18 protein-coding genes and 1 other RNA gene are annotated in these 23,554 nt (G+C 65.5%); 10 read left to right on the top strand and 9 right to left on the bottom strand.

All coding sequences use genetic code 11. The features are described from left to right. Window positions 1–32: 32 nt before the first annotated feature. On the bottom strand, window positions 33–3,908 hold the full coding sequence (gene purL / locus TGR7_RS07530; RefSeq protein ID WP_012638068.1) for a phosphoribosylformylglycinamidine synthase: 3,876 nt from the start codon (window positions 3,906–3,908) through the stop codon (window positions 33–35). 135 nt (window positions 3,909–4,043) lie between these two features. On the opposite strand from purL, the gene ssrA reads away from it, so the two are divergent. From ssrA to TGR7_RS07515, 4 genes are all read left to right on the top strand, one after another. After that, window positions 4,044–4,405: a transfer-messenger RNA gene (gene ssrA, locus TGR7_RS17080) on the top strand. Window positions 4,406–4,760: 355 nt separating this feature from the next. After that, window positions 4,761–5,195, top strand: coding sequence for an LAGLIDADG family homing endonuclease (locus TGR7_RS07525; protein ID WP_012638067.1), 435 nt, complete (start codon window positions 4,761–4,763; stop codon window positions 5,193–5,195). Window positions 5,196–5,512: 317 nt separating this feature from the next. Further along, a complete protein-coding gene (locus TGR7_RS07520) occupies window positions 5,513–8,077 on the top strand; it encodes a putative bifunctional diguanylate cyclase/phosphodiesterase (protein ID WP_012638066.1) in 2,565 nt (854 codons plus the stop codon). 171 nt (window positions 8,078–8,248) lie between these two features. Next, window positions 8,249–9,103, top strand: coding sequence for an HPP family protein (locus TGR7_RS07515; RefSeq protein WP_012638065.1), 855 nt, complete (start codon window positions 8,249–8,251; stop codon window positions 9,101–9,103). Window positions 9,104–9,271: 168 nt separating this feature from the next. Here TGR7_RS07515 and TGR7_RS07510 read toward each other — a convergent pair whose 3' ends face one another. From TGR7_RS07510 to TGR7_RS07495, 4 genes are read right to left on the bottom strand one after another with little or no spacing between them, the layout of a single operon-like run. After that, the gene (locus TGR7_RS07510; protein ID WP_012638064.1) at window positions 9,272–9,928 is read right to left on the bottom strand and encodes an ABC-type transport auxiliary lipoprotein family protein; all 657 of its coding nucleotides are present in this window, start codon (window positions 9,926–9,928) and stop codon (window positions 9,272–9,274) included. Beyond that, the gene (locus tag TGR7_RS07505; protein WP_012638063.1) at window positions 9,925–10,932 is read right to left on the bottom strand and encodes an MlaD family protein; all 1,008 of its coding nucleotides are present in this window, start codon (window positions 10,930–10,932) and stop codon (window positions 9,925–9,927) included. Before TGR7_RS07505 ends, TGR7_RS07510 begins: the two co-directional genes overlap by 4 nt. 28 nt (window positions 10,933–10,960) lie before the next feature. Further along, window positions 10,961–11,764, bottom strand: coding sequence for an ABC transporter ATP-binding protein (locus tag TGR7_RS07500; RefSeq protein WP_012638062.1), 804 nt, complete (start codon window positions 11,762–11,764; stop codon window positions 10,961–10,963). Beyond that, window positions 11,764–12,891 (bottom strand): ABC transporter permease, encoded by a 1,128-nt coding sequence (locus tag TGR7_RS07495; protein ID WP_012638061.1) that lies wholly within the window; start codon window positions 12,889–12,891, stop codon window positions 11,764–11,766. Before TGR7_RS07495 ends, TGR7_RS07500 begins: the two co-directional genes overlap by 1 nt. A gap of 115 nt (window positions 12,892–13,006) precedes the next feature. Here TGR7_RS07495 and TGR7_RS07490 point away from each other — a divergent pair, with 115 nt between their 5' ends. The 5 genes from TGR7_RS07490 (at window position 13,007) to TGR7_RS07470 (ending at window position 18,591) form a co-directional block, all read left to right on the top strand. Beyond that, window positions 13,007–13,609, top strand: a complete 603-nt coding sequence (locus TGR7_RS07490; RefSeq protein ID WP_012638060.1) for an N-acetyltransferase — start codon at window positions 13,007–13,009, stop codon at window positions 13,607–13,609. Continuing rightward, window positions 13,599–14,516 (top strand): carbon-nitrogen hydrolase family protein, encoded by a 918-nt coding sequence (locus TGR7_RS07485; protein WP_012638059.1) that lies wholly within the window; start codon window positions 13,599–13,601, stop codon window positions 14,514–14,516. The genes TGR7_RS07490 and TGR7_RS07485 overlap by 11 nt, the downstream gene beginning before the upstream one ends. A gap of 127 nt (window positions 14,517–14,643) precedes the next feature. Continuing rightward, window positions 14,644–15,591, top strand: a complete 948-nt coding sequence (locus TGR7_RS07480; protein WP_012638058.1) for an AAA family ATPase — start codon at window positions 14,644–14,646, stop codon at window positions 15,589–15,591. 34 nt (window positions 15,592–15,625) lie between these two features. Beyond that, window positions 15,626–16,606 carry a DUF58 domain-containing protein gene (locus TGR7_RS07475; RefSeq protein WP_012638057.1) on the top strand — a complete coding sequence of 327 codons (981 nt, stop codon included), beginning with the start codon at window positions 15,626–15,628 and terminating at the stop codon, window positions 16,604–16,606. Continuing rightward, a complete protein-coding gene (locus tag TGR7_RS07470) occupies window positions 16,603–18,591 on the top strand; it encodes a transglutaminase TgpA family protein (protein ID WP_012638056.1) in 1,989 nt (662 codons plus the stop codon). The genes TGR7_RS07475 and TGR7_RS07470 overlap by 4 nt, the downstream gene beginning before the upstream one ends. A 264-nt stretch (window positions 18,592–18,855) precedes the next feature. Here the strand turns inward: TGR7_RS07470 and iscU are convergent, their stop codons facing one another. The 4 genes from iscU to TGR7_RS07450 all read right to left on the bottom strand — a co-directional run bounded on the left by iscU (window position 18,856) and on the right by TGR7_RS07450 (window position 21,791). Continuing rightward, window positions 18,856–19,260: a Fe-S cluster assembly scaffold IscU gene (gene iscU / locus TGR7_RS07465; RefSeq protein ID WP_012638055.1), complete on the bottom strand. Its 405-nt coding sequence runs from the start codon at window positions 19,258–19,260 to the stop codon at window positions 18,856–18,858. A gap of 153 nt (window positions 19,261–19,413) precedes the next feature. Then, window positions 19,414–20,634 carry an IscS subfamily cysteine desulfurase gene (locus TGR7_RS07460; protein WP_012638054.1) on the bottom strand — a complete coding sequence of 407 codons (1,221 nt, stop codon included), beginning with the start codon at window positions 20,632–20,634 and terminating at the stop codon, window positions 19,414–19,416. Between the two features lie 14 nt (window positions 20,635–20,648). Continuing rightward, entirely contained in the window at window positions 20,649–21,125 is a 477-nt protein-coding gene (gene iscR / locus TGR7_RS07455; RefSeq protein ID WP_012638053.1) for a Fe-S cluster assembly transcriptional regulator IscR, read from the bottom strand. A 165-nt stretch (window positions 21,126–21,290) separates the two neighbouring features. Continuing rightward, window positions 21,291–21,791: a DUF1249 domain-containing protein gene (locus TGR7_RS07450; protein WP_012638052.1), complete on the bottom strand. Its 501-nt coding sequence runs from the start codon at window positions 21,789–21,791 to the stop codon at window positions 21,291–21,293. A gap of 83 nt (window positions 21,792–21,874) precedes the next feature. On the opposite strand from TGR7_RS07450, the gene TGR7_RS07445 reads away from it, so the two are divergent. Next, a complete protein-coding gene (locus TGR7_RS07445) occupies window positions 21,875–23,509 on the top strand; it encodes an alpha-D-glucose phosphate-specific phosphoglucomutase (RefSeq protein WP_012638051.1) in 1,635 nt (544 codons plus the stop codon). Window positions 23,510–23,554: the final 45 nt, after the last annotated feature.

Below are 23,554 nucleotides of genomic sequence, written 5' to 3'. Positions count from 1 at the left end.
CCAATTCCCACTTCCGACTTCAGAACGCGACTTCAGGACACCCATTTCCGGGCATTCCTGAACAGCCGCAGCCACGGCCCGGTCTCGCCCCACTGGGGCGGATGCCAGGAATGCTGCACGGTGCGGAACACCCGTTCTGGATGCGGCATCATGATGGTCACACGCCCGTCCCGGGTGGTCAGGCCGGTGATGCCCTGGGGGGAACCGTTGGGGTTCTCGGGGTAGTGCTCGGTGACTTGTCCGCGGTTGTCCACGTAACGCAGCGCAACGCCCGGCGCATCCGCAGGATCTCCGCTCTCGAACACCACCCTGCCCTCGCCGTGGGCCACGGCCACCGGCAACCTTGAACCCGCCATGCCCTCCAGCAGAATGGACGGGCTCTCGCTCACCTCCACCAGGGAGAGGCGCGCCTCGAACTGTTCGGAGCGGTTGCGCAGGAAGCGCGGCCAGTGGGCGGCGCCGGGGATCAGGTCCTTGAGCTGGGAGAGCATCTGGCAGCCGTTGCAGACACCCAGGCTGAAGCTGTCATCCCGCTCGAAGAAGGCCTGGAACACCTCCCGGGCACGGGGGTTGAACAGGATGGAGCGCGCCCAGCCGCCGCCCGCACCCAGCACGTCGCCGTAGGAGAAGCCGCCGCAGGCGGCCAGGCCCCGGAAGCCGGACAGGTCCAGGCGGCCGGACAGGATGTCGGTCATGTGCACGTCGACGCTGGCGAAACCGGCCCGGTCGAAGGCGGCGGCCATCTCGATCTGGCCGTTCACCCCTTGCTCGCGCAGGATGGCCACCCGGGGGCGGCTGCCCGTGTTGATGAAGGGCGCGGCCACGTCCTCCTCCGGATCGAAGCCCAGCACCGGGGACAGGCCCGGGTCGGTGGCGTCGCTGATGCGCTCGAACTCCTCCCGGGCGCAGTCCGGGTTGTCACGCAGCGCCTGCATCCGGTAGCTGGTCTCGGACCAGACCGCCTGCAGCTCGGCACGCGCGGCGCCGTACAGCACCTGGCGTCCGCGGCAGAACTCGATGCGATCCTCGCCGTTGAGGTTGCCGATCACGTGGCTGTGATGACCCAGCTCCGCCTCCCGCAGGGCCGAGAGCACCTCCTCGGTGTCTTCGTGGCGCACCTGCAGGAGAATGCCCAGCTCCTCGCTGAACAGGGCCGCCACCGGGTCGGCGCCCAGGTCGTCCAGGTGCACGGTCACGCCGGTGTGTCCGGCGAAGGCCATTTCGCAGACCGTGGCCATGAGGCCGCCGTCGGAGCGGTCGTGCAGGGCCAGCACCCTGCCCTCACGATTGAGTTCCTGCACCGCCGCGAAGCAGCGCTTGAGCATGTCCGGGTCGTCCAGGTCCGGGGCGTGGTGACCCACCTGTTTGTACACCTGGGCGAGCGCCGAACCCGCCAGGCGGTTGTGGCCCTTGCCCAGGTCGATGAGGATCAGGTCGGTATCCCCCAGATCGGTGCGCAACTGGGGCGTGCGGGTGCGACGGATGTCCTCCACCGGGGCGAAGCCGGTGACGATCAGTGACACCGGCGCGGTCATCACCTGCTCGCCGCCCGCGTCCTTCCACACGGTCTTCATGGACAGCGAGTCCTTGCCCACGGGGATGGCGAGGCCGAGGCGCGGACACAGTTCCTCGCCCACCGCTTTCACCGTGTCGAACAGGGCCGCATCCTCGCCGGGGAAGCCTGCGGCGGCCATCCAGTTGGCGGACAGGCGGATGTTGCCGATGGTGCCGATGTCGGCCGCCATCAGGTTGGTCACGGTCTCGCCGATGGCCATGCGCCCGGAAGCGGCGGGGTGCACCAGGGCGATGGGGGCGCGTTCGCCCATGGCCATGGCCTCGCCGGTGTGGCCGTACAGGTCCGTGGCGGTGACCGCCACGTCCGCCACCGGCACCTGCCAGGGACCCACCATCTGGTCCCGGGTCACCAGGCCGGTGATGGTCCGGTCACCGATGGTGATGAGGAAGGACTTGGAGGCCACCGAGGGCAGACGCAGCACACGCTGTACCGCGTCGGCGAGATCCACGTTCGAGGTGTCGAACTCGGGCTTGTGGAAGGTCTGGTGATGCACCTCGCGCAGCATCTTGGGCGGCTTGCCCAGGAGCACCTCCATGGGCAGGTCCACGGGCTCGTTGTGAAACAGCCCGTCGCCCACCAGCAGGCGCTGCTCCGCGCTGGCGGTGCCGATCACGGCAAACGGTGCCCGCTCCCGCTCGCACAGGGCGGAGAACACCTCCAGGCGATCCGGATCGATGGCCAGCACGTAGCGTTCCTGGGCCTCGTTGCACCAGATCTCCATGGGCGACATGCCCGGTTCGTCCGAGGGGACGGTACGCAGTTCGATGGCACCGCCGCGGCCGGCGTCGTTCAGGATCTCAGGCACGGCGTTGGACAGGCCGCCCGCACCCACGTCGTGAATGGACAGGATGGGGTTGGCCTCGCCCATGGCGGTGCAGCGATCGATCACCTCCTGGCAGCGGCGTTCCATCTCCGGGTTGCCCCTCTGCACCGAGGCGAAGTCCAGGTCCTCGGCGCTCTCGCCGCTGGCCACCGACGAGGCCGCGCCACCGCCCAGGCCGATGAGCATGGCCGGACCGCCCAGCACCACCACCGGCGTGCCCTCGGGCAGCCCAAGCTTCTCCACGTGTTCAGGGCGCATGCTGCCCAGGCCGCCGGCGATCATGATGGGCTTGTGATAGCCCCGCAGCTGTTCACCACCGGGTCCCGGCACCCGCTCCTCGAAGGTGCGGAAATAGCCGGCCAGGGCTGGACGGCCGAACTCGTTGTTGAAGGCCGCCGCGCCGATGGGTCCGTCCAGCATGATGCGCAGGGCGCTCTCGATGCGCCCGGGCTTGCCGTGGTCCGTCTCCCAGGGCTGCTCGAAACCCGGGATGCGCAGGTTGGAGACCGAGAAGCCCGTGAGCCCCGCCTTGGGCTTGGAGCCCCGTCCCGTGGCCCCCTCGTCGCGGATCTCGCCGCCGGCGCCGGTGGCGGCCCCCGGGAAGGGCGAGATGGCCGTGGGATGGTTATGAGTCTCCACCTTCATGATGATGGGCAGGTCCATCTCCTCCGCCCGGTACTCGCCCGACTCCGGATCCGGCATGAAACGCCGGCCCCGGGCCCCTTCCATGGCGGCGGCATTGTCCCGGTAGGCGGACAGGATGCCCTGGGGCGCGTGGTGGTAGGTGTTGCGGATCATGGCGAACAGGGATTTTTCCTTCGCCTCGCCGTCGATCACCCAGTCGGCGTTGAAGATCTTGTGCCGGCAGTGCTCGGAGTTGGCCTGGGCGAACATCATCAGTTCCACATCCGTGGGTGCCCGCCCCAGGGCGCCGTAGGCCTCCGCCAGGTAGTCGATCTCCTCCCCGGACAGGGCCAGCCCCATCTCGGCGTTGGCCCGCTCGAGGGCGCCCCGGGCGTCGTCGCCCAGCTCGATCACCGTCACCGGGGCCGGCTCGTGATGCACGAACAGCCGCTCCGCGTCGGCCGGATCCAGGAGCACGGTCTCGGTCATGCGGTCGTGCAGCAGACCGGCCAGGCGCCGCCTGCCGGGGATGTCCAGCGCCTTGCCGGACTTGAGGCGGTAGCTGATGCCCCGCTCGATGCGCCGCACTGCGCCGTCCAGGCCGCAATGGTGGGCGATGTCGGTGGCCTTGCTGGACCAGGGGGAGACAGTGCCCAGGCGTGGCACCACCAGGAAGTCCGCCGTCTCCGCAGGGGCTGTGCCCGCCGTCTCCAGCAGGGCCTCGAGAACCGCCTGCTCCGCCGTGGTCAGGGCCCGCTCGAGATCCACGAAATAGACGAACCGGGCGTCCAGACCCTGGATCGTGGGTTCGGTCTCCCGGAGCTGACCCAGCAGGCGCTCCAGACGGAAATCGGACAGGGCGGGCGCCCCAGGCAGAAACAGCATCGCAGACCCCGGTAAAGTGCTGTGAAGGAAGGCCGACTATGATACTGTAAAGGCCTGTCCGCGGCACCGTCGGAAGCGATGCCGAAGGGGGAACTTCCGCGGATAATGTGTGTCTTATTGTTCAGTACCAAAAATGGGGGCGACCTGGCTTCGACGTGGTTCGCGAAACCCGAGGTGCATGCCGAGGAGACAGCTTCCCTCGTAAAACCAGCTGTTACGCTATAGTTGCCAACGACGACAACTACGCTCTGGCTGCGTAAAACCAGCTAGACCTTCGACTGGACTTGCTTGTGGGTCCTACTTGAAGGTCATCGCACACAAGCTCGCGGAGCGGACTCGCCCGGGTCTTAACCGTTAAATCCAATCGGGATCGCGTCTGGGTATCCTGTCCGTCGGAGACTCAGACGTAAAATCAAATGACGGCACTAAGCATGTAGTATCCAAGGATGTAGGTCCTGCGGACGCGGGTTCGATTAACACAATGGTCGCCTCTACCCGTAAGGGTAGAGTGAAAACGGGGCTCACATCGGTGGACCCTACGGCAGGGCAACCTGCTACGGCAACACCGAGGGGTAGGAAGAGGGCTAACCTCAGGCCTGCCCTGTAGAGACTCATAGACCGGCTGAGTTCATGGGAACAGAGCCGGCACTAGGATTCACGGAAAACCATACCGTGGATAACACGCCCCGCATCCTGGCAACAGGATGAAGGTATAGTCCAGCCCATATCGAAAGATATGGATGACTGTCCCGCCGCCTCCACCATCACTAAAAGCCCTGACCGGTAACGGTCAGGGCTTTTTTCTTGGGGCTATACTCAGGCCAGCCAGCCACGGACGCATGAGTGACAGGGATGAGTCTGGAAAAGCTGCCCGAGGTGGACGCCGCCTACATCGCTGGACTGATTGACGGAGAAGGCACGGTCACCCTCACCCGGAAACACCGCAACGAAAACCGCCAGCTCGCGGTGACCATCAGCAGCACCGAGCGGAATCTGCTGGACTTCGTCAAAGAAACCCTCGGGGTCGGCAAGATCACACGAAAACGGGTTGCACAGACCCACCACTCACCCAGCTACACCTACGCCGTCTACAACAGACAGGCGCTCCGGCTGCTTGAACAGGTACGACCGTACCTGCGGGGGTACAAGGCCGCGCGAACGGATCTGATACTTCGACACTACCTGGCTCTGACGCCACGAAACGGCAAATACACAAAGAAACTGCAGCAGGCGAGACAGCATTTTGAAAAGACTGTGCTCGATATCAAACCACTCTCCAACTCTTGATCGAACCTCAGCTGTCAGTGCACGACCTGCCAGCATCGGTAAGGGCCTTTTCCTTTGCCTGGCCCTCCCATCGAATCGCACCAGCCATCCACTTATCGGGAAAAACCCTCCTGCTGTCCTGCGCCTCATGCCGGTCTTTAAGCCAAGGCTGATACTCCAGTGTTGGCATACCCGAGTAGTGTTGAGGGAATACTCAAGGGTTTGCCCGCATCTGCCGATACAGCAAGAAGTATCCGCGGCGTGTTGACTGCCTGGATGTCCAGGCCAGCGACGCCACAGACAACAATAAGACCGTCCAGTGCAGACATGGATAGCGGATGAAACAAGGCGCAAGATCCACTCACAAGGCTACCCGGCTGCCCAGCCTGCGCAGCCGGTATGCGCTGCTTTCCGCGCTGGTGGCGACTGTCCTGGTCAGCGGCGCACTGCTGGCCGGCTGGTACACCCGCGCGGCCATCCAGGACAACACCGACGCCCTGGAGCTGAGCAACCGCGCCAGGGCATCACTGGATGAGATCCGCAACGCCGTGTGGATCGCGGACAACACCCTCAACGCCATGCTGATCACACCCATGCCCGAGCATGAGGAGGAGATCACCGGGCAAATGCTCAAGGCACGGGACAGCCTGGACCTCCTGAGGCGCGACCCGGAGATCCAGGAACCCGAACTCTCCGCGCATATCGATGCGCTTCATGTCCGGCTGTCCGATCTCAACATCGAGGTCCTGCACCTGATCGAACAGCGCCGAGACCCTGACTGGGTCTACCCCCTGCTGCCCTTCCTCACCGAAAGACTCCTAATCCCCAACATCAATTTCGAATCCGCGGCCGATCTGGCACTGCTGGAGATTGCCGAGATCGATGGCAGGAGCTACGCATCTGAACTGTTTGGCGAATTCGATGAGGTGCGTGACCTGTGGCGGCGCATGATTCTCAACTTCCGCGCCGGCATGATCCGTTACGCGGGTCTCAGCGAGACCAGCATCGAGGAACAGGAACAGAACATCGAGATTCTCTATCCGGTGATCATGGAACGCATCGCGCGCCTGGAGTCCCGGCGCAGCCGCGGTGAACTGGGCCTCGAGTCCGAGCACGCCGTGGAGGTCATGCGCACGGCGGCACAGGAGTGGATGGAAAGCTGGGAGACCGCCCGTGAGATCCGCCGGTCCGAGATCTGGCGGGCCGATACCGAGTACCTGAAGGTGGCCGTGCGCCCCGCCCAGCAGGAGGTCTTCGACATGCTCTCGGCGGTGGAAAGCGCCATCCTGGACTGGTCGGCCTACAATACCACCTCCCTGGAAACGGCAGCCCACCAGACCGCCTACCAGCTCTGGGCCCTCACCGGGCTCAGCCTGCTGTTCCTGCTGCTGGTCTATCTGATGCTGGACCGCTCCGTGCTGACCCCCATTCACGGCATTGCCCGTTCTTTGACCGAGGATGGCGGTCACCAGTTGCCCGGCACAGCCAACCACAGCAGCCAGGAGATCCAGCAGTTGGTCCGCGCCTTCAAGGCCATGCAGCGCCAGATCCATCATCGTCAGAAGGCGCTGGAGCACCAGGCCCTGCATGACGCGCTCACCCGCCTGCCCAACCGGGTCCTGCTCAACGACCGCCTGGAACAGGCCATCCAGCTGATGGAGCGCAACGGGGGCCAGCTGGCCGTGCTGCTGCTGGACCTGGATCGATTCAAGGAGGTCAACGATGCCCTGGGGCATCCCGTGGGAGACAAGCTGCTGCAGCAGGTTGCCCGGAGGCTGCGCACCAGCCTGCGCGGATCGGATACCGTCGCGCGTCTGGGTGGTGACGAATTCGCCATCCTGGCGCTCAATACCGATGGCGCCAGTGCCCTGGAGTTTGCCGGCAAGATCCACCAGGCGATCAGCGGCGTTTTCACCATCGAACACCAGAACGTGTATGTAGGCACCAGCATCGGCATCGCGCTGTATCCGGAGCACGGCAACGACGCCAGCAGCCTCATGCGCCGCGCCGACATCGCCATGTACGCGGCCAAGCATCAGGGCCTGGGGAGCTGCATCTACAGTCCGGAACAGGACGAGAACCGTGCGGACCGCCTGTCCCTGGTGGGTGAACTGCACCAGGAACTGCAGAATCCACGCAATCTCTGCATCCACTATCAGCCCCTGGCGGCCCTGCCGTCCGGCAATGCCGCCGGCATGGAGGCGCTGCTGCGCTGGCAGCATCCGGTGCATGGCCCCATCCCGCCGGACGAGATCATCCGCATGGCGGAACACACGGGATTGATCGGACCGCTGACCCGCTGGGTCCTGGTGACCGCCCTGTGCCAGTTCCGTCAGCTGCTCAAGCAGCATCCTGACCTGACACTCTCCGTCAATCTATCCGCCTGGAATCTTCAGGATCCCCACCTGCCGGAGGTGGTGAGCGATGCCTTGCGGCAGTGTGAACTACCGGCGTTCTCGCTGTGCCTGGAAATCACCGAGAGCGCCATGATGAACGATCCGGTGCACGCCCGTGAACTCCTCAATGTGCTCAGTGATATGGGCGTGGCGCTGTCCATCGATGACTACGGCACCGGTTTCTCCTCCCTGAGCTACCTGAAGCTGCTGCCCGTGGATACCCTGAAGATCGACCGCTCCTTCGTGATGGAAATGCTCGAAGATGAGAACGATGCCATCATCGTGCGCTCCACCATCGACCTCGCACACAACCTGGGCTACAAGGTGGTGGCCGAGGGCGTGGAGACCGGCGAGGTGATGACCCTGCTGGCCGCCCTGGGCTGCGATTATGCCCAGGGTTACCACCTGTGCCGGCCGGTTGCCTTCGATGAAATCCAGGCATGGCTGGAGCGTTACTCTGGTGGCGTACCTGCCCACCTGACCCCGGGCCTGCAGGCCATCAGTTGAAGACTCCTGCCTGATTGATCCCCGCCACCCCGCAAGGGGTATGTCTTCGCCATTATTAATGTATTATTAATACATCTATTAATGGTCAGACCGAATCCCGTGAAGGCATCTCCGGAAAGGTTCCGGATACGCCAGCAGGGACACACGGCACACAGTACCGAGGAAAACTGAATGGGTCCTCAGAACACCAGACAAGCCGGGGTCTCGGCCAGCCTGACCAATCCCGTGCACTGGACCGAGATGCTGGTCTCCGCGGCCACCGCACTCCTGGCGATACTGATGGTGTATGCCCTGAGCGCCTGGATCCTGGAGGCCCAGGCCGCCCTGCTGATGGTGGCCTCCATGGGCGCCTCCGCCGTGCTGCTGTTTGCCGTCCCCCATGGCAGTCTGTCGCAGCCCTGGCCGCTGTTCGGTGGTCACCTGGTCTCGGCACTGGCCGGCGTCACCATGGCCCTGTGGGTGCCATCCACCGTGCTGGCCGCGGCCCTGGCCGTGGGCCTGGCCGTGGGTCTCATGCATCTGTTGCGCTGCATCCATCCGCCGGGAGGCGCCACGGCCCTGAGCGCGGCACTGGGGGGCAGCACGGTCTATGGATTGGGCTACGGCTTCGTCATCGCGCCGGTGATGCTCAACGTGCTGATCCTGTTCCTCGTGGCGGTCGTGGCCAATTACCCGTTCCGCTGGCGCCGTTATCCCGTGTCCCTGATGGACAGGAGATACCGCAGCTGCTCAGTGCTGACGGAGGTCAGCGAGCAAGACCTCTTGCACGCCATGGCAGATCTCAACGTCATCGTGGACATCACCCCCGAGGAACTCAGGGAGATCGCGGACCGTGCCCTGGCCCATGCAAGGGAACATGGGGACACGCAGGAGGTGGTCCTGAGTCTGGGGCCGCGGTTCGTGAATGTACGTCGGGACGGCGGCTGGGTCATGCACAAGGCCCTGCATCCGAGTCACGAGGGCCACGAGGCCGCACACACCCTGCGCCTGAAACTGACGCGTCCAGCGGTTCCATCCAGGCATTGAGCTGTTTCACAGGCAGGTGCACAACCAGGCGTCCTGCCACCAGGAGCATCGCGCTTTCAAATGGGAAGGTCGGGCTTCAGCCCGAACAGTGGTGCGTGTCGAAGCGATGGCTGTCGGGCTGAAGCCCGACCTACGCACTTGCGAGGTGCAGCGAAGCCGGACGCGACTTCAGTTCAAAGCCTGTGCCAGGCTTGTTTCAAGCTTCACCAGTGCCTTGCCCAGGGCATCGGCCAGGGCGGTGACCCGTGACTGGGCATTTCCCACGGACTCGCCTTCTGCCGGAACCACCGCGGCGTCCGCTGCCACTTCCACACGCGCGATCAGCCGCCGGCCAGCCGTTTCACGCGCGCTGAGATAGGCCTGCAGTGTGACCCGTGCGCGGTGATCGGCGGCATCTCGCATATCCACGTAGAAATCCGTGACCACCAGGTCCAGACGATAGTCTGCCTCCCCGGCCAGGGTCGGTGGCAGCACGTCAGCGAACACGCTGCCGCGCCTCATCCAGTAGGCCACCGCCTCGCCCAGTTGATCCCGCGGTGCGGTGAACCACTGGTTGTAGTAGTCGGACTCGAAGCGGTCGTCCTGCATGCGGTAGACCAGCGCCCTGCCCTCGTAGGCGCTGGCCATTCGCACCGGCGCGATGACCAGGCTCGGGGCGGTGGCGGGAGCAAGGATGTTGTCGCGCTGCAATTCGATCAGGAAGGTCTGCTTGACGGGCGCGGGCCGCTGCAGATCGACCCCGACACTGCACGCGCTCAGACCTGCCAGCAGGGCCATCGTCAGCATCGTCTGAACGAGACGGGTCAGCAGAGAACGGTGGTTCATGGCTGCGGGATCTCGACGGGTTCAGGGGGACGGGTCCAGATGAGGCCAGGGTGATGCCCGGCCTCCTCGCTCAAGGCGCGTAGAGAATCACTCAGGGCACGCAGGTTGTCCAAAGAGAGGGTCAGGTCGTGTTCGTAGCCGGAGACCATGGACTCCACATCCACCACCGTGCCTTCCAGGCGCTTGATCGTCATTTCCAGGGCGTTCATGGTTTCGTCGAAGCGCGGGCTCTCCGACAGGGCCCTCAGGTTGGCGGCGGCCACGCCGAGATCGGTGGGGATATCGTCGAAGGCCGGCGAGGCGATGACCCGGTTGAGACGTTCCAGGGAGGTGGCGAGCGCATCCAGCAACTGGATCATCTGTGCATTGATGCGTGGCGCATCCACTGCCGAAACCGTGGTATCGAGGTTGACCAGCAGACGGTTCATGTTGTCCACGATTGACTCCACATCCATTCTGTCCAGGCGTCGGGCGATGTTGTCTGCATACTGGATAAACTGGGTCACCGCGCCGGGCGCCGAAGGCACGTAGAGGTTCTCCGGTGTCCAGTCGATGGGGATCGGTGGGAATTCCGCCGGATCCATGAAATCCAGTTCCAGGAAATTGATCCCCGTGACGCCGAAGGCGGTCATGCGCACCCGCAGACCGCGGTCAACCATGGTCTGGACCATCTCCGGCGTGGGTATGCGGCCGCTGGGACTAAGCCGGTCAGGACGGATGACGGCCTCCACCAGCACGTACTGGCGCTGATCCATGGGCATGACATCCTGCTCGTAGCGACCCCGGGTGAAACCGATGTAGCTCACCTCCCCGATGGTCACACCCCGCAGTTTCACCGCGGCCCCCACATCCAGCCCCTGCACGGAGCCATCGAAATAGGTCTCGAGCAGTACCTTGGGCCGGAACAGGTTACCTATCCCCAGCACCACCAGTATGACGATGCCGGCGCCGACGGCAGCCGTGATGAACAGACCCAGACGGAAATAACTGGCGCGGCTGTTCATCGGTGCGAGTGATCCTGTGGCAACATGGTCACGCGGCCTCCGTGGCCTCACGGTTGAAGAAGCGCCGCACCCAGGGATGCTCTGACTGGGCGCGCAGCGTGGCGGGTGCGCCTTCGGCGATGATGCCGCGGCTTTCCCGGTCCAGCATGATCACCCGGTCGGCGATGGTATCGATGCTCGCCAGCTCATGGGTCACCACCACGAAGGTCATGCCCAGGGTCGAAGCCAGGCGCAGGATCAGCTGGTCCAGATCCGCGGCAGTGATCGGATCGAGACCCGCGGAAGGTTCGTCCAGGAACAGGATCATGGGGTCGAGCGCCATGGCGCGGGCGATGGCGGCGCGCTTCTGCATGCCGCCGGAGAGTGCTGAAGGCAGCAGGTGTTCAGAGCCGGTCAGGCCCACCAGGCGCAGCTTCATGCGCGCCACCAGCTCGCGCGCGCTGCGATCCAGCCCGGTATGGGATTCCAGGGGCAGACAGACGTTTTCCAGCAGGGTCATGGAGCCAAACAGCGCCCCGGACTGGAAGGCCACACCGATCTTGCGCAGCAGGGCCATGCGCGCCTCGCCCTCGGCGTGGGCAATGTCCTGCCCGTCGATCAGGATCTGCCCGGACATGGGGGCGTAGAGGCCGATCATGTGCTTGAGCAGGGTGCTCTTGCCGGATCCGGAACCCCCGAGGATCACGAACACCTCCCCTCGGTTGACCTGGAAATTCAGGTTTTCCAGCAGCGCGACCCCGTCGAATCCCAGGGTGAGATCACTCACCTGAATGAGCGCCCGGGAGGCATCGCCGGATGAGGAAGTCTGCTTGTCGGATGCGACTTCGGTCATCAGATGTCCAGATGGTAGAAGACCACGGCGAACACGCCGTCCGCCACGACGATCAGAATGATAGCACTGACCACCGCGCGGGTCGTGGAGATGCCCACCGCCGCCGCACCGCTGCGCGTCTCCAGGCCGCGCAGGCAACCCACCCCGGCGACCAGCAGGCCGAACACCGTGGCCTTGAACAGGCCACCCAGCAGGTCCGAGAGGGTCACGGCGCTGGTCACCTGGTTGAAGTAAGTGACGAAGGGGATGTCGAAACCCTTCATCACCACCGCACCGCCCACCAGCCCCACCAGGTTGGCCACCAGGGTCAGCAGGGGCATCACCGCCACCGCCGCCAGCACCCGGGTTACCACCAGGAAACGCACCGGATCCAGGCCCATGGTGGTCAGGGCATTGATCTCCTCGTTCACCTTCATGGTGCCGATCTCGGCGGCGAAGGCGGCGCCGGAACGTCCCGCCAGGAGGATGGCGGTCATCAGCGGCGCCAGTTCCCGCAGCAGGGACAGGGCCACCAGATTGGCCACGAAGATCTCGGCACCGAACTGGCGCATGGCCACGGCGGACTGGAAGGCCAGGATCACACCCATCAGGAAGGCGATGAGCATAACGATGGGCAGGGCGTTTGCGCCCGCCTCCTGGGCCAGATTCAGGGCATCGCGCCAGCGCACCTGGCGGGGATGGCGGGCGGCGTGAAACATCGCCGCCGTGGCCTCGCCGACGAAGGCCACCTGCAGATAGAGATAGCGACCCAGGTCATGCATGCCGTTGGCCAGGTGCTGCTTGAGACCCGGCCCCCGTTGGGGCGGCACCGCCTCGCCGCTGAAGTCACGCACATCGAAGGGCACGAGCATGCGTCGCACCTCCTCCGGCGTCTCGCCGAGGCCCACCTCGGCGCCCGGGTCCCGGGGCTGGCGCAGCAGATCCACGACCAGGGCCACGCCGGCACCGTCGCAGTAGTCCACGCCGCTGGTGTCCACGCGCACCGGACGCCCTGACCTGACCTTGAGGCCTGCCAGGGCCTCGCCCCAGACAGTGGATACCGTGTGCACGTCCAGCCGTCCCGCCAGGCGCAGCACGACGCCCTTGGGGGACTCATCCCAGGCAAGATACGCTTGCACTGACTTCAACTTAGATCTCTCACGGGAACCACAACCTGGTCGCAGGGTCCATTTGAACCCATCGGGCAAACTTGCCACACTTGCCCGCGCTTTTCATCCCGAGCCCGAGGCCGTCTCCCGCATCATGACCCAGTCCCTGCAAGTCAAACGCTGTATCGGCCGGGAACTGGCCGATCATGTGCCCGAACTGGCCCGCCTGCGCATCACCGTGTTCCGGGAGTTTCCCTACCTCTACGACGGCGACACCGCCTACGAGGAACGCTACCTCAAGACCTACACCGACTCCGCGGACAGCGTGGTGGTGCTGGTGATGGACGGCGCACGCATCGTCGGCGCCTCCACGGCCCTGCCCCTGGTCGATGAGACCGACAACGTAATCGCCCCCTTCCGGCAACAGGGCCTGGACGTGGACGGCATCTTCTACTTCGGCGAATCGGTGCTGCTGCCCGAATACCGGGGACGGGGGCTCGGGGTGCGCTTCTTCGAGGAACGGGAGGCGCACGCGCGCGGCCTGGGGCGGTTTCATACCAGCTGTTTCTGCGCCGTGGATCGTCCCGTGGACCATCCCCGGCGCCCGCCGGATTACCTGCCCCTGAACCGCTTCTGGGAAAAACGCGGCTACCAGATCCAGCCCGATCTCAAGGCCAGCTTCAGCTGGCGCGACCTGGACGAGTCCGGGGAATCCCCCAAGGCCATGACCTTCTGGATGAAGCGCCTTGTTCCCTGAGGCCCGCCTGCCCGATGCGCCGGTGCGGGTGGCCGCCTGCCAGTATCCGGTGGAGTTCCTGGGCGACTGGTCGCACTTCGAGGCCAAACTGCGCGGCCTGGTGAGCGAGGCGGCGAACCAGGGCACCCGGCTCGTCGTGTTCCCGGAATATGCCTCCATGGAACTGGCCTCCCTGTTCGGGCCGGAGGTCTACGGTGACCTGCAGCGCCAGCTGGAGGCGGTTCAGGCGCTGCTGCCCGATTACCGGGCGCTGCACCGCGCGCTCGCCATGGAACATGGCCTCTACCTGCTGGCGGGCAGTTTCCCCGTGCGCGAGGCCGACGGCAGCTATCGCAATCGCGCTTATCTCTACTCACCCGAGGGCAGCGAGGGGTTCCAGGACAAGCTGCACATGACCCGCTTCGAGCAGGAACACTGGCATATCAGTCCCGGCCACGAAGTGAAGGTGTTCGACACGCACATCGGCGCCCTGGCCGTGGCCACCTGCTATGACGTGGAATTCCCCCAGGCGGTGCGCAGGCAGGTGGAGGCCGGCGCCTGGCTGCTGCTGGTGCCCAGCTGTACCGACCGGGAGGCGGGCTACCAGCGGGTGCGCATCGGCTGTCAGGCCCGGGCCCTGGAAAACCAGGTCTACGTGGTGCAGTCCCCCACCGTGGGCGAGGCCCCCTGGTCGGAGTCCATCGACAGCAACGTGGGACTCGGGGCCGTCTACACCCCGGTGGACATCGGCTTCCCCGACAACGGCATCCTCGCGCAAGGGCGGACGGACGAGGCCGGCTGGGTGTTTGCTGATCTTGACCCCCGGGCCATCACCCGGGTGCGTCGCAAGGGGCAGGTGTTCAACCACCGGGACTGGGCACGGCACCGCGAGGCCGCTGACCTCCCCATCGAGCAGGTCGTGCTCTGATGCCAGCGGGAACCCGTCACGGTTCCCGGGGACAAACTTTCTGTACAGCGCCCTGAGGTTGGTACCGCCCGCCACGCGGATGCTATTGTCGTGACATCGCTTGAGAACACGTCAGGGAACAAGACCCATGTCCATCAGCCCCATGCCCCAGCCCCGGCAAAGCGCCGCGCTGCTCCATCAGGTGCTCGACCAGGTAGGCAGTGTGATCCTGGGCAAACCCCAGCCCATCCGCCTCGCGCTTGCCTGCCTGCTGGCCCGGGGGCATCTGCTCATGGAAGACCAGCCCGGCGTCGGCAAGACCACCCTGGCCCACGCCCTGGCCAGGACCCTGGGCCTGCAGTTCCAGCGCATCCAGTTCACCAGCGACCTGCTGCCCGCGGATATCCTGGGCGTGTCCGTCTACGGCGGTCAGGGCAAGGGCTTCGAGTTCCACCCGGGCCCGGTGTTCACCCAGATGCTGCTGGCCGACGAGATCAACCGCGCCCCGCCCAAGTCCCAGAGCGCCCTGCTGGAGGCCATGGAAGAACAGCAGGTCACCATCGAAGGGGTCACCCGTACCCTGCCCGAGCCGTTCTTCGTCATCGCCACCCAGAATCCCCGGGAACAGGCGGGCACCTTCCCGCTGCCGGAATCCCAGCTGGACCGTTTCCTGATGCGCATCCACCTCGGCTACCCGGATCCCGCCGCCGAGCGTGCCCTGCTGCAGGGACGTGACCGTCGCGCCCTGATCGCCGAGTTGCCCGCCCTGCTGGATGCCGAGTCCCTGCTGCGACTGCAGCAGCAGATCACCCAGCTGCACGTCTCCGAGGCCCTCATCGACTACGTGCAGCGGCTCATCGCCCACACCCGCAATCCCCAGCACTACGCCCACGGCCTCTCCCCCCGGGCCGCCCTGGGCCTGTTGGCCGCCGCCCGCGCCTGGGCCTGGCTGGACGGGCGCGACCACGTCATCCCCGAGGACATCCAGACCGTGCTGCCGCCGGTGGCCGGGCATCGCCTGTTCGCCGCCGGCGGCGGCAGCCAGCGGCCCGAGCAGCTGACCCGCGAACTCATCGAGCACGTGGCCATCCCGTGATGCATCTGCGTGAAGGCCCGCGCCCGCCCATGCCATGAAGCTTGCCGCCCAGATCCTTGAGCCGGCCGTCACCTGGCTGATGCGTCGCGAACATCCCGCCGGCCGCGAAATCACCCTGCACCGCCGGCGCATCTACATCCTGCCCACCCGCCAGGGCCTGGTGTTCGGCCTGATGCTGGTGGTGATGCTGCTGGGCGCCATCAATTACAGCAACAGCATGGCCTTCCTGCTCACCTTCCTGCTGGCAGGCCTGGGCGCCAATGGTATCTGGCATACCCACCGCAACCTGCTGGGACTGCGCATCACGCGCCTGCCCCTGGAGCCGGTGTTCGCCGGCGAAACCGCCTACTGCCGCTACCGCATCGAGAACCCGAGCCACGTCCCCCGTCGCGGCCTGGTGCTGCATCGCCGGGATGTCCAGGGTGCCGCCATCGCGGCACAGGCCCGGGCGGAGGCCGTGGCAGAGCTGCCCATCGTCACCACCCGCCGCGGCAGTCTGCGCCCGGGGCGTTTCAGCCTGTCGACCACCTATCCCTTGGGCCTGTTCCGGGCCTGGTCCTGGATCCAGTTCGACGAGGCCCTGACGGTCTACCCGCACCCCCTCGCCGTGGACGAGCGCTTCACCGATGCGGGCAGCAGCGAGGGCGAAGGCCGGCCCGATCCGGGACTGGGCGAGGACTTCTCCGGCCTGCGCGAATACCAGCCCGGCGACTCCCCGCGGCGGGTGGACTGGAAGGCCCTGGCCCGCACCGGCGATCTCTATACCCGCAACTTCGAATCCCCCCGGGGTGGCGAGCTGTGGATCGACTGGCATGCCCTGCCCGCCACGGACACCGAGACCCGGCTGTCGATGCTCTGTCACCAGGTGCTGCTGGCCCACCAGCAGGGGATCCGTTACGGGCTGCGCCTGTCCGGCCTGGAACTGGAGCCCGACCAGGGTGCGGACCACCGGCACCGCTGCCTCTCGGCCCTGGCCCATTACGGTCAGCCGGCTCAAGGCAGTCCGGTATCATGAGCCGCCTGTCCCACGCGCCACCCTCTCAGGGCGCACTGGCCTGGGTGAGCCTCGCCCTCGCGGTGGTGCTGCTGCCGCACCTGCTCAACCAGCCGGCCTGGGTGGTGGGCCTGGCGCTGCTGGCGGTGGCCTGGCGCCATGCAGGGGCCCGGGGCCGCCTGCCCCTGCCGGGTCGATGGCTGTTGGTGCTCATGGCCATTGCCGCCACCGCGGGCGTGCTGTTCAGCCAGGGCACCCTGTTCGGCCGGGATGCCGGTGTATCGCTGCTGATCATCATGACCGGCCTCAAGATGCTGGAGACCCGGACCCACCGGGATGCCATGCTCAGCATATTCCTGGGCTACTTCGTGGTGATCACCCACTTCTTCTACAGCCAGGAAATGCCCGTGGTGGCCTACCTGATCGTCGCCATGCTGGTCACCACCATGGCCCTGATCCGCCTCAACGCCGCCGACACGCCGCCGACCCTGCGCGAGCAGCTGGGCCTGGCGGGTCTGATGCTGCTCCAGGCCCTGCCGGTGATGCTCATCCTGTTCCTGCTGTTCCCGCGCTTGCCCGGACCCCTGTGGGGCATGCCCCAGGAATCCAGCAGCGCCAGCACCGGGCTCTCCGACTCCATGTCGCCGGGCTCCATCAGCGACCTGCTGCAATCCAACGCCACGGCCTTCCGGGTCACCTTCCCCGACAACACGCCGCCGCCTCCGAATCAGCGCTACTGGCGCGCCCTGGTGTTCAACACCTACGACGGACGCACCTGGCGCGGTTCCTTCCCGCCCCTGGACACGCCCGATCCCACGCCTGCGGACACCAGCGAGCTGCGCAGCTACTCGATCATGCTCGAACCCCACAACCAGCGCTGGCTGATCGCCCTGGAGACCCCGGTGGAGGCCCCTTCCGGCGCGCGGCTCACCCCGGACTACGTGCTCTCCAGCACCCGCCCGGTGCTGCGCGTCGAGACCTACCAGCTGCGCGCCGCCACAGGACACGCCATGGAGACGGAACTCATCCCGGCGCGAAGGCGCCAGGCCCTGCAGCTGCCCGGTGATGCACCGGGCGCCCGGGCCCGGGCCCTCGCGGAACAGTGGCGCACGGAGGAGGAACACCCCGAGGCGATCGTGCAAAGGGCCCTTCAGCACTTCAACCAGGAGCCGTTCCGTTACACCCTCTCGCCACCCCGCCTGCCACGGGACCCGGTGGATGAATTCCTGTTCGATACCCGCGCGGGATTCTGCGAACACTACGCGGGCAGCTTCGTGTTCCTGATGCGCGCGGCAGGCATCCCCGCTCGCGTGGTGACCGGCTACCAGGGCGGTGAGTGGATCCGCACCGGCGATTACCTGCTGGTGCGCCAGTCCGACGCCCATGCCTGGGCCGAGGTCTGGCTGGAGGACCGGGGCTGGGTGCGGGTGGATCCCACCGCAGCCGTGGCCCCGGAACGCATCGAACTTGGCATCCGCGCCGCCCTGAGCGCCGAGGCGGATCTGCCCGATTTCCTCCGGCAACGGGAAGGCATGGGCCTGGGGCTGATGGCGCTGCGGTTTCAGCTGGAATACTGGCGCGACCTGGCCGATTACTACTGGAACGGCTGGGTGCTCGGCTTCGGTCCGGAGAAACAGCGTGAGCTCCTCGAGCACCTGGGCCTCGGCTGGCTCGACTGGCGCGGCATCACCGCCCTCATGGTGGCCCTGCTGGCCTTCACCGCCGGCGTGTTCACCCTGGCCTTCCTGTGGCGCAACCGCCGCCCCCAGAAAGACCCCCTGGCCCGCCTCTACCAGCGTTTCGCACAGCGCATGACCCGGCTCGGCATCCCGCCCCTGCCCCACGAAGGCCCGCGGGATTTCACCCGCCGTGTCGCACGGGAACGCCCGGAACTGCACGAGGCAGTGGCGGCATTCACACGCACCTACGAAGCCCTGCGCTACGGCTCGGACCCCGACCCGGACCAGTTCAGTACCCTGCGCCAGGCACTGCGCGGGTTGTCCTGATTGTCTGGAATGAAAGTCAAAGACCTTCAACGCAAAGACGCGAAGACGCAAAGAACGCGAAGAAAAGCGTTTTGAATAAAACAAAAAAGTCTTTTGCGCCCCTTTGCGTCTTCGCGTCTTTGCGTTGAAGGCTTTCGATCTTCGCCCCAACCCATCAAACCGAACTACAAAAAAACCCGCCGGCATGGGCGGGTCTTTCTGTCTCTGCTTGGGCGAGAGAAATCGCGGCGTCCGTGCCGCACTGCATGGGCTCTGTGAAAATCTTCAGGCGATCTTGCGTTCGTCCTCAGCGCCGGACTTCTGCTTGAAGTCGGCAATGGCCGCCTTGATGGCATCCTCGGCCAGCACCGAGCAGTGAATCTTCACCGGCGGCAGCGCCAGCTCCTCGGCTATCTGCGTGTTCTTGATCGCAGCCGCCTCATCCAGCGTCTTGCCCTTCACCCACTCGGTCAGCAGGCTCGAACTGGCAATCGCCGAACCGCAGCCGTAGGTCTTGAACTTGGCGTCCTCGATCACGCCCTCGGCGTTGACCTTGATCTGCAGCTTCATCACGTCGCCACAGGCCGGCGCACCCACCATGCCCGTGCCCACGCTCGGGTCCGCCTTGTCCAGGGAACCCACGTTGCGGGGATTCTCATAGTGATCCAGCACTTTGTCGCTGTAAGCCATACGTCACCTCCAGGTTTGTCTTTGCGTCCTCTCCGCACCTTGGGGAGGACGAACAAGCATCAGTCAGCAGAGACAAGTTCCTAGATCCAAGAGGCCAGAAAAAACGGGGTTACTTGTCTCTTGCCTCTTGTCTCTTGTCTCTATGGGTGGCGCCTAATGCGCCACCCACTGCACACTCTTCAGGTCCACCCCTTCCTGGTACATCTCCCACAGGGGCGAGAGCTCGCGCAGCTTCGCCACCGCGTTCTTCACCAGGTCGATGGTGTAGTCCACCTCCTCACTCGTGGTGTAGCGGCCCATGGAGAAGCGGATCGAGCTGTGCGCCAGCTCGTCATCCCGGCCCAGGGCACGCAGCACGTAGCTGGGTTCCAGGCTCGCGCTGGTGCAGGCCGAACCCGAACTCACCGCGATGTCCTTGAGCGCCATGATCAGGCTCTCGCCCTCCACGAAGTTGAACGAGACGTTGAGGTTGTGCGCCACGCGCCGCTCCAGGTCGCCGTTCAGGTACACCTCGTCCATGTCCGAGAGGCCCGTCCACAGGCGGTCGCGCAGCATGCGGATGCGCTCCACCTCGGCACCCATCTCCTCGCGGGCGATGCGAAACGCCTCGCCCATGCCCACGATCTGGTGCGGGGCCAGGGTCCCGGAACGCATGCCGCGCTCGTGACCGCCGCCGTGCATCTGCGCCTCGATGCGCACCCGCGGCTTCCTGCGCACGTACAGCGCGCCGATGCCCTTGGGGCCGTAGGTCTTGTGGGCCGAGAAGCTCATCAGGTCCACCGGCAGCCTCGACAGGTCGATGGCCACCTTGCCGGTGGACTGCGCCGCGTCCACGTGCAGCAGTACGCCACGCTCCCGGGTCAGGTTGCCGATCGCCTCGATGTCCTGGATCACGCCGATCTCGTTGTTCACGTGCATCACCGACACCAGCACCGTGTCCTCGCGCAGGGCGGCTTTCAGCACCTCCAGGTCCACCAGGCCGTTGGACTGCACGTCCAGGTAGGTGACCTCGAAACCCTCCCGCTCCAGCTGCCGGCAGGTGTCCAGTACCGCCTTGTGCTCGGTCTTGACGGTGATCAGGTGACGGCCCTTCTTCTGGTAGAAGTGCGCCGCGCCCTTGATGGCCAGGTTGTTGGCCTCGGTGGCGCCGCTGGTCCAGACGATCTCCCGGGGGTCGGCTCCCACCAGCTCGGCCACCTGCTCACGGGCGCGCTCCACCGCCTTCTCCGCGTCCCAGCCGAACACGTGGGAACGCGACGCCGGGTTGCCGAAGATGCCGCCGCGGGTCAGGTACTTGGCCATCTCCTCGGCCACGCGCTCGTCCACCGGCGTGGTCGCGGAATAGTCCAGGTAGATGGGGGTCTTGTCGGCCATGACGACCACCTCCCTTAAGCCGCGCTACGGCGGAAGATGAAGTGGTGACGGTTGATCTCGCGATCCTGACGGCGGGCCACGGCCTGGACCTCGGGACGGTTGGCGAACTGGGCCAGGGTGATGCCGTCCAGGAAGCCGTAGAGCTGCTGACTCAGATCCTTCCACAGTTCGTGGGTCAGGCAGCGGTCTCCCTGCTGGCAGTCCTCATTGCCCTGGCAGCGGGTCACGTCCACATTCTCATCCACGGCGGTGATGATGTTGGCCACGGTGATGCGGTCTGCGGGCTTGGCCAGACGGTAACCACCGCCGGGTCCGCGCACGCCTTCCACCAGGCCGTGCTTGCGCAGCTTGGCAAACAGCTGTTCCAGGTAGGACAGGGAGATGCCCTGGCACTGGGAGATGTCGGCGAGGGTCACCGGACCGATCCGGTCGTGGATGGCGAGATCCATCATGGCGGTGACGGCGTAGCGACCTTTGGTTGAGAGTTTCATAAATCCACCCCTTTCAGGTTGGGTTGGCAGAATGTGCATTTCCGACCTGGATGGTCAGGAATTGGTGTATTGATACAATAGTTGACCGACACAGTCAACAATACGACCACAAAAAATCCGAGTGGTTCTGTCGGTAATCGGGGATTCCAGGCGGGAGATGCCCCCTCAGGGGGCGATTTCCAAAGGCAGACCGGCGGCGGGGGTATCGGTCTCGGGCAGATGAAAGCGATGGCCCTGGCGCAGGCTGTAACCCAGCCACTTGAACAGGAAGCGGTTGAGGCGCCACTTGCAGGCCAGCGAGCGCTGCCGGGGCAGGTCTTCCACGGTGATGTTCACATCCAGGGGCCGGCAGTGGCGGCCGAGCACCTCCACCTGACGGGCATCGTGGAACATACGCACCAGAAGATCGGGGCTGCGGCGGGTGCCGTCCGGCTCCTCGAACAGATAGGTCAGGCGGGCAGTGCTGGTGTAGGGGGTGTGTTCCAGGACCTCCAGGTGCAGGTCCATGGCCCCGGCGACCCGGGATACGTACTCACCCTGCAGATCACCCAGTTCCGGACACAGCTGGCGCAGCCTGATGTAGTTGGCTTCATAGAGATCCATGAGCGCCGCGAAGCTCTGCGGCACCGGCTCGAGATAAGCGGGTTTAATGTCCTGGATCAACATGAGAGGCATGGTAGCACAGCGACATCAGACGCCGTCTTTGCTAACGTTTGCCTAGTCAACCTGCTCAGGAAAACTGCTCCCCCATGAAGATCGCCATCGTCGAGACCCGTCCCTTCAAGGATCAGAAACCGGGTACCTCGGGCCTGCGCAAGCGGGTCCGGGTATTCCGTCAGCCCCACTACCTGGAAAACTTTGTCCAGGCCATCTTCGACACCCAGAAGGACCTGCACGGCGGCACCCTGGTGCTGGGCGGCGACGGTCGCTACCACAACCGCGAGGCCATCCAGGTGATCCTGCGCATGGCCGCCGCCAATGGCATTGCCCGGGTCCTGGTGGGCGCCGGAGGGATCCTCTCCACCCCCGCCGCCTCCTGCGTGATCCGCAAGCACCGGGCCCAGGGGGGCATCGTGCTCTCGGCGAGCCACAACCCCGGCGGCCCGGACGCGGACTTCGGCATCAAGTACAACATCGCCAACGGCGGGCCGGCCCCGGAATCGGTCACCGGCGCCATCCACCAGGCCACCCTGAGCCTTTCGCGCTACCACATCGCCGAGATCCCCCACGTGGACATCGACCACCTGGGAGAGACAAGGCTCGGCGAGATGAGCGTCGAAGTGATCGACCCGGTGGCCGACTACGAGACCCTGATGGAGTCCCTGTTCGACTTCGACCGCATCCACGCCCTGTTCAACTCGGGGCATTTCCACATGCGCTTCGATGCCATGCACGCGGTCACCGGGCCCTATGCTGTGCGCATCCTGGAGAACCGGCTGGGCGCGGAGCCCGGTACGGTGATGCGCGCCGAACCCCTGGCGGACTTCGGCGGGGGACACCCGGATCCGAACCTGGCCCATGCCCACGACCTGGTGCAGCAACTCTTCGGCCGTGAGGCGCCGGATTTCGGCGCGGCCTCCGACGGCGACGGCGACCGCAACATGATCCTGGGCAGGCGCTTCTTCGTCACCCCCAGCGACAGCCTGGCGGTGCTCGCCGCCAATGCCCACCACGTGCCCGGCTACCGCCAGGGGATCCGCGGCATCGCCCGCTCCATGCCCACCAGCCAGGCCGCCGACCGGGTGGCGGCGCGTCTCGGGGTGGAATGCTTCGAGACCCCCACCGGCTGGAAGTTCTTCGGCAACCTGCTGGATGCTGGCCGGGTGACCCTGTGCGGCGAGGAAAGCTTCGGCACCAGCTCCGACCACGTGCGCGAGAAGGACGGTCTCTGGGCGGTCCTGTTCTGGCTGAACCTACTGGCGGTCAAGCGCCAGTCCGTGGAGCAGATCGTGCGCGAACACTGGCGCCTCTACGGGCGCAACTACTACACCCGCCACGATTACGAAGCAGTGGACTCGGAACGGGCCGAGGCGCTGATGAAGGACCTGGGGGACAAACTGGCAGCGCTCAAGGGCCAGCGCTTCGGCGATTACCGGGTGGAGCAGGCCGACGACTTCGCCTACACCGACCCGGTGGACGGCTCGCGCAGTGAGCATCAGGGACTGCGGGTGCTGTTCGAGGGCGGATCCCGCGTGGTGTTCCGACTCTCCGGCACCGGCACGGAAGGTGCCACCCTGCGACTCTACGTGGAGCGTTTCGAACCCGACCCCGAGCGCCACAATCTGGACACCCAGGAGGCCCTGGCCGAACTCATCGCCATCGCCGAGCAGATCGCCGGCATCCGGGAACACACGGGGCGGGAGAAGCCGGACGTGATCACTTAATGGTGAATTCAAAATTTAAGATTCAAAATTCAAAGGGGACATGCT

Origin of the sequence: Thioalkalivibrio sulfidiphilus HL-EbGr7 (genome assembly GCF_000021985.1) — a bacterium.
Lineage (GTDB): Bacteria > Pseudomonadota > Gammaproteobacteria > Ectothiorhodospirales > Ectothiorhodospiraceae > Thioalkalivibrio_A > Thioalkalivibrio_A sulfidiphilus.
This window is presented reverse-complemented; position numbering and strand designations above follow the sequence as displayed.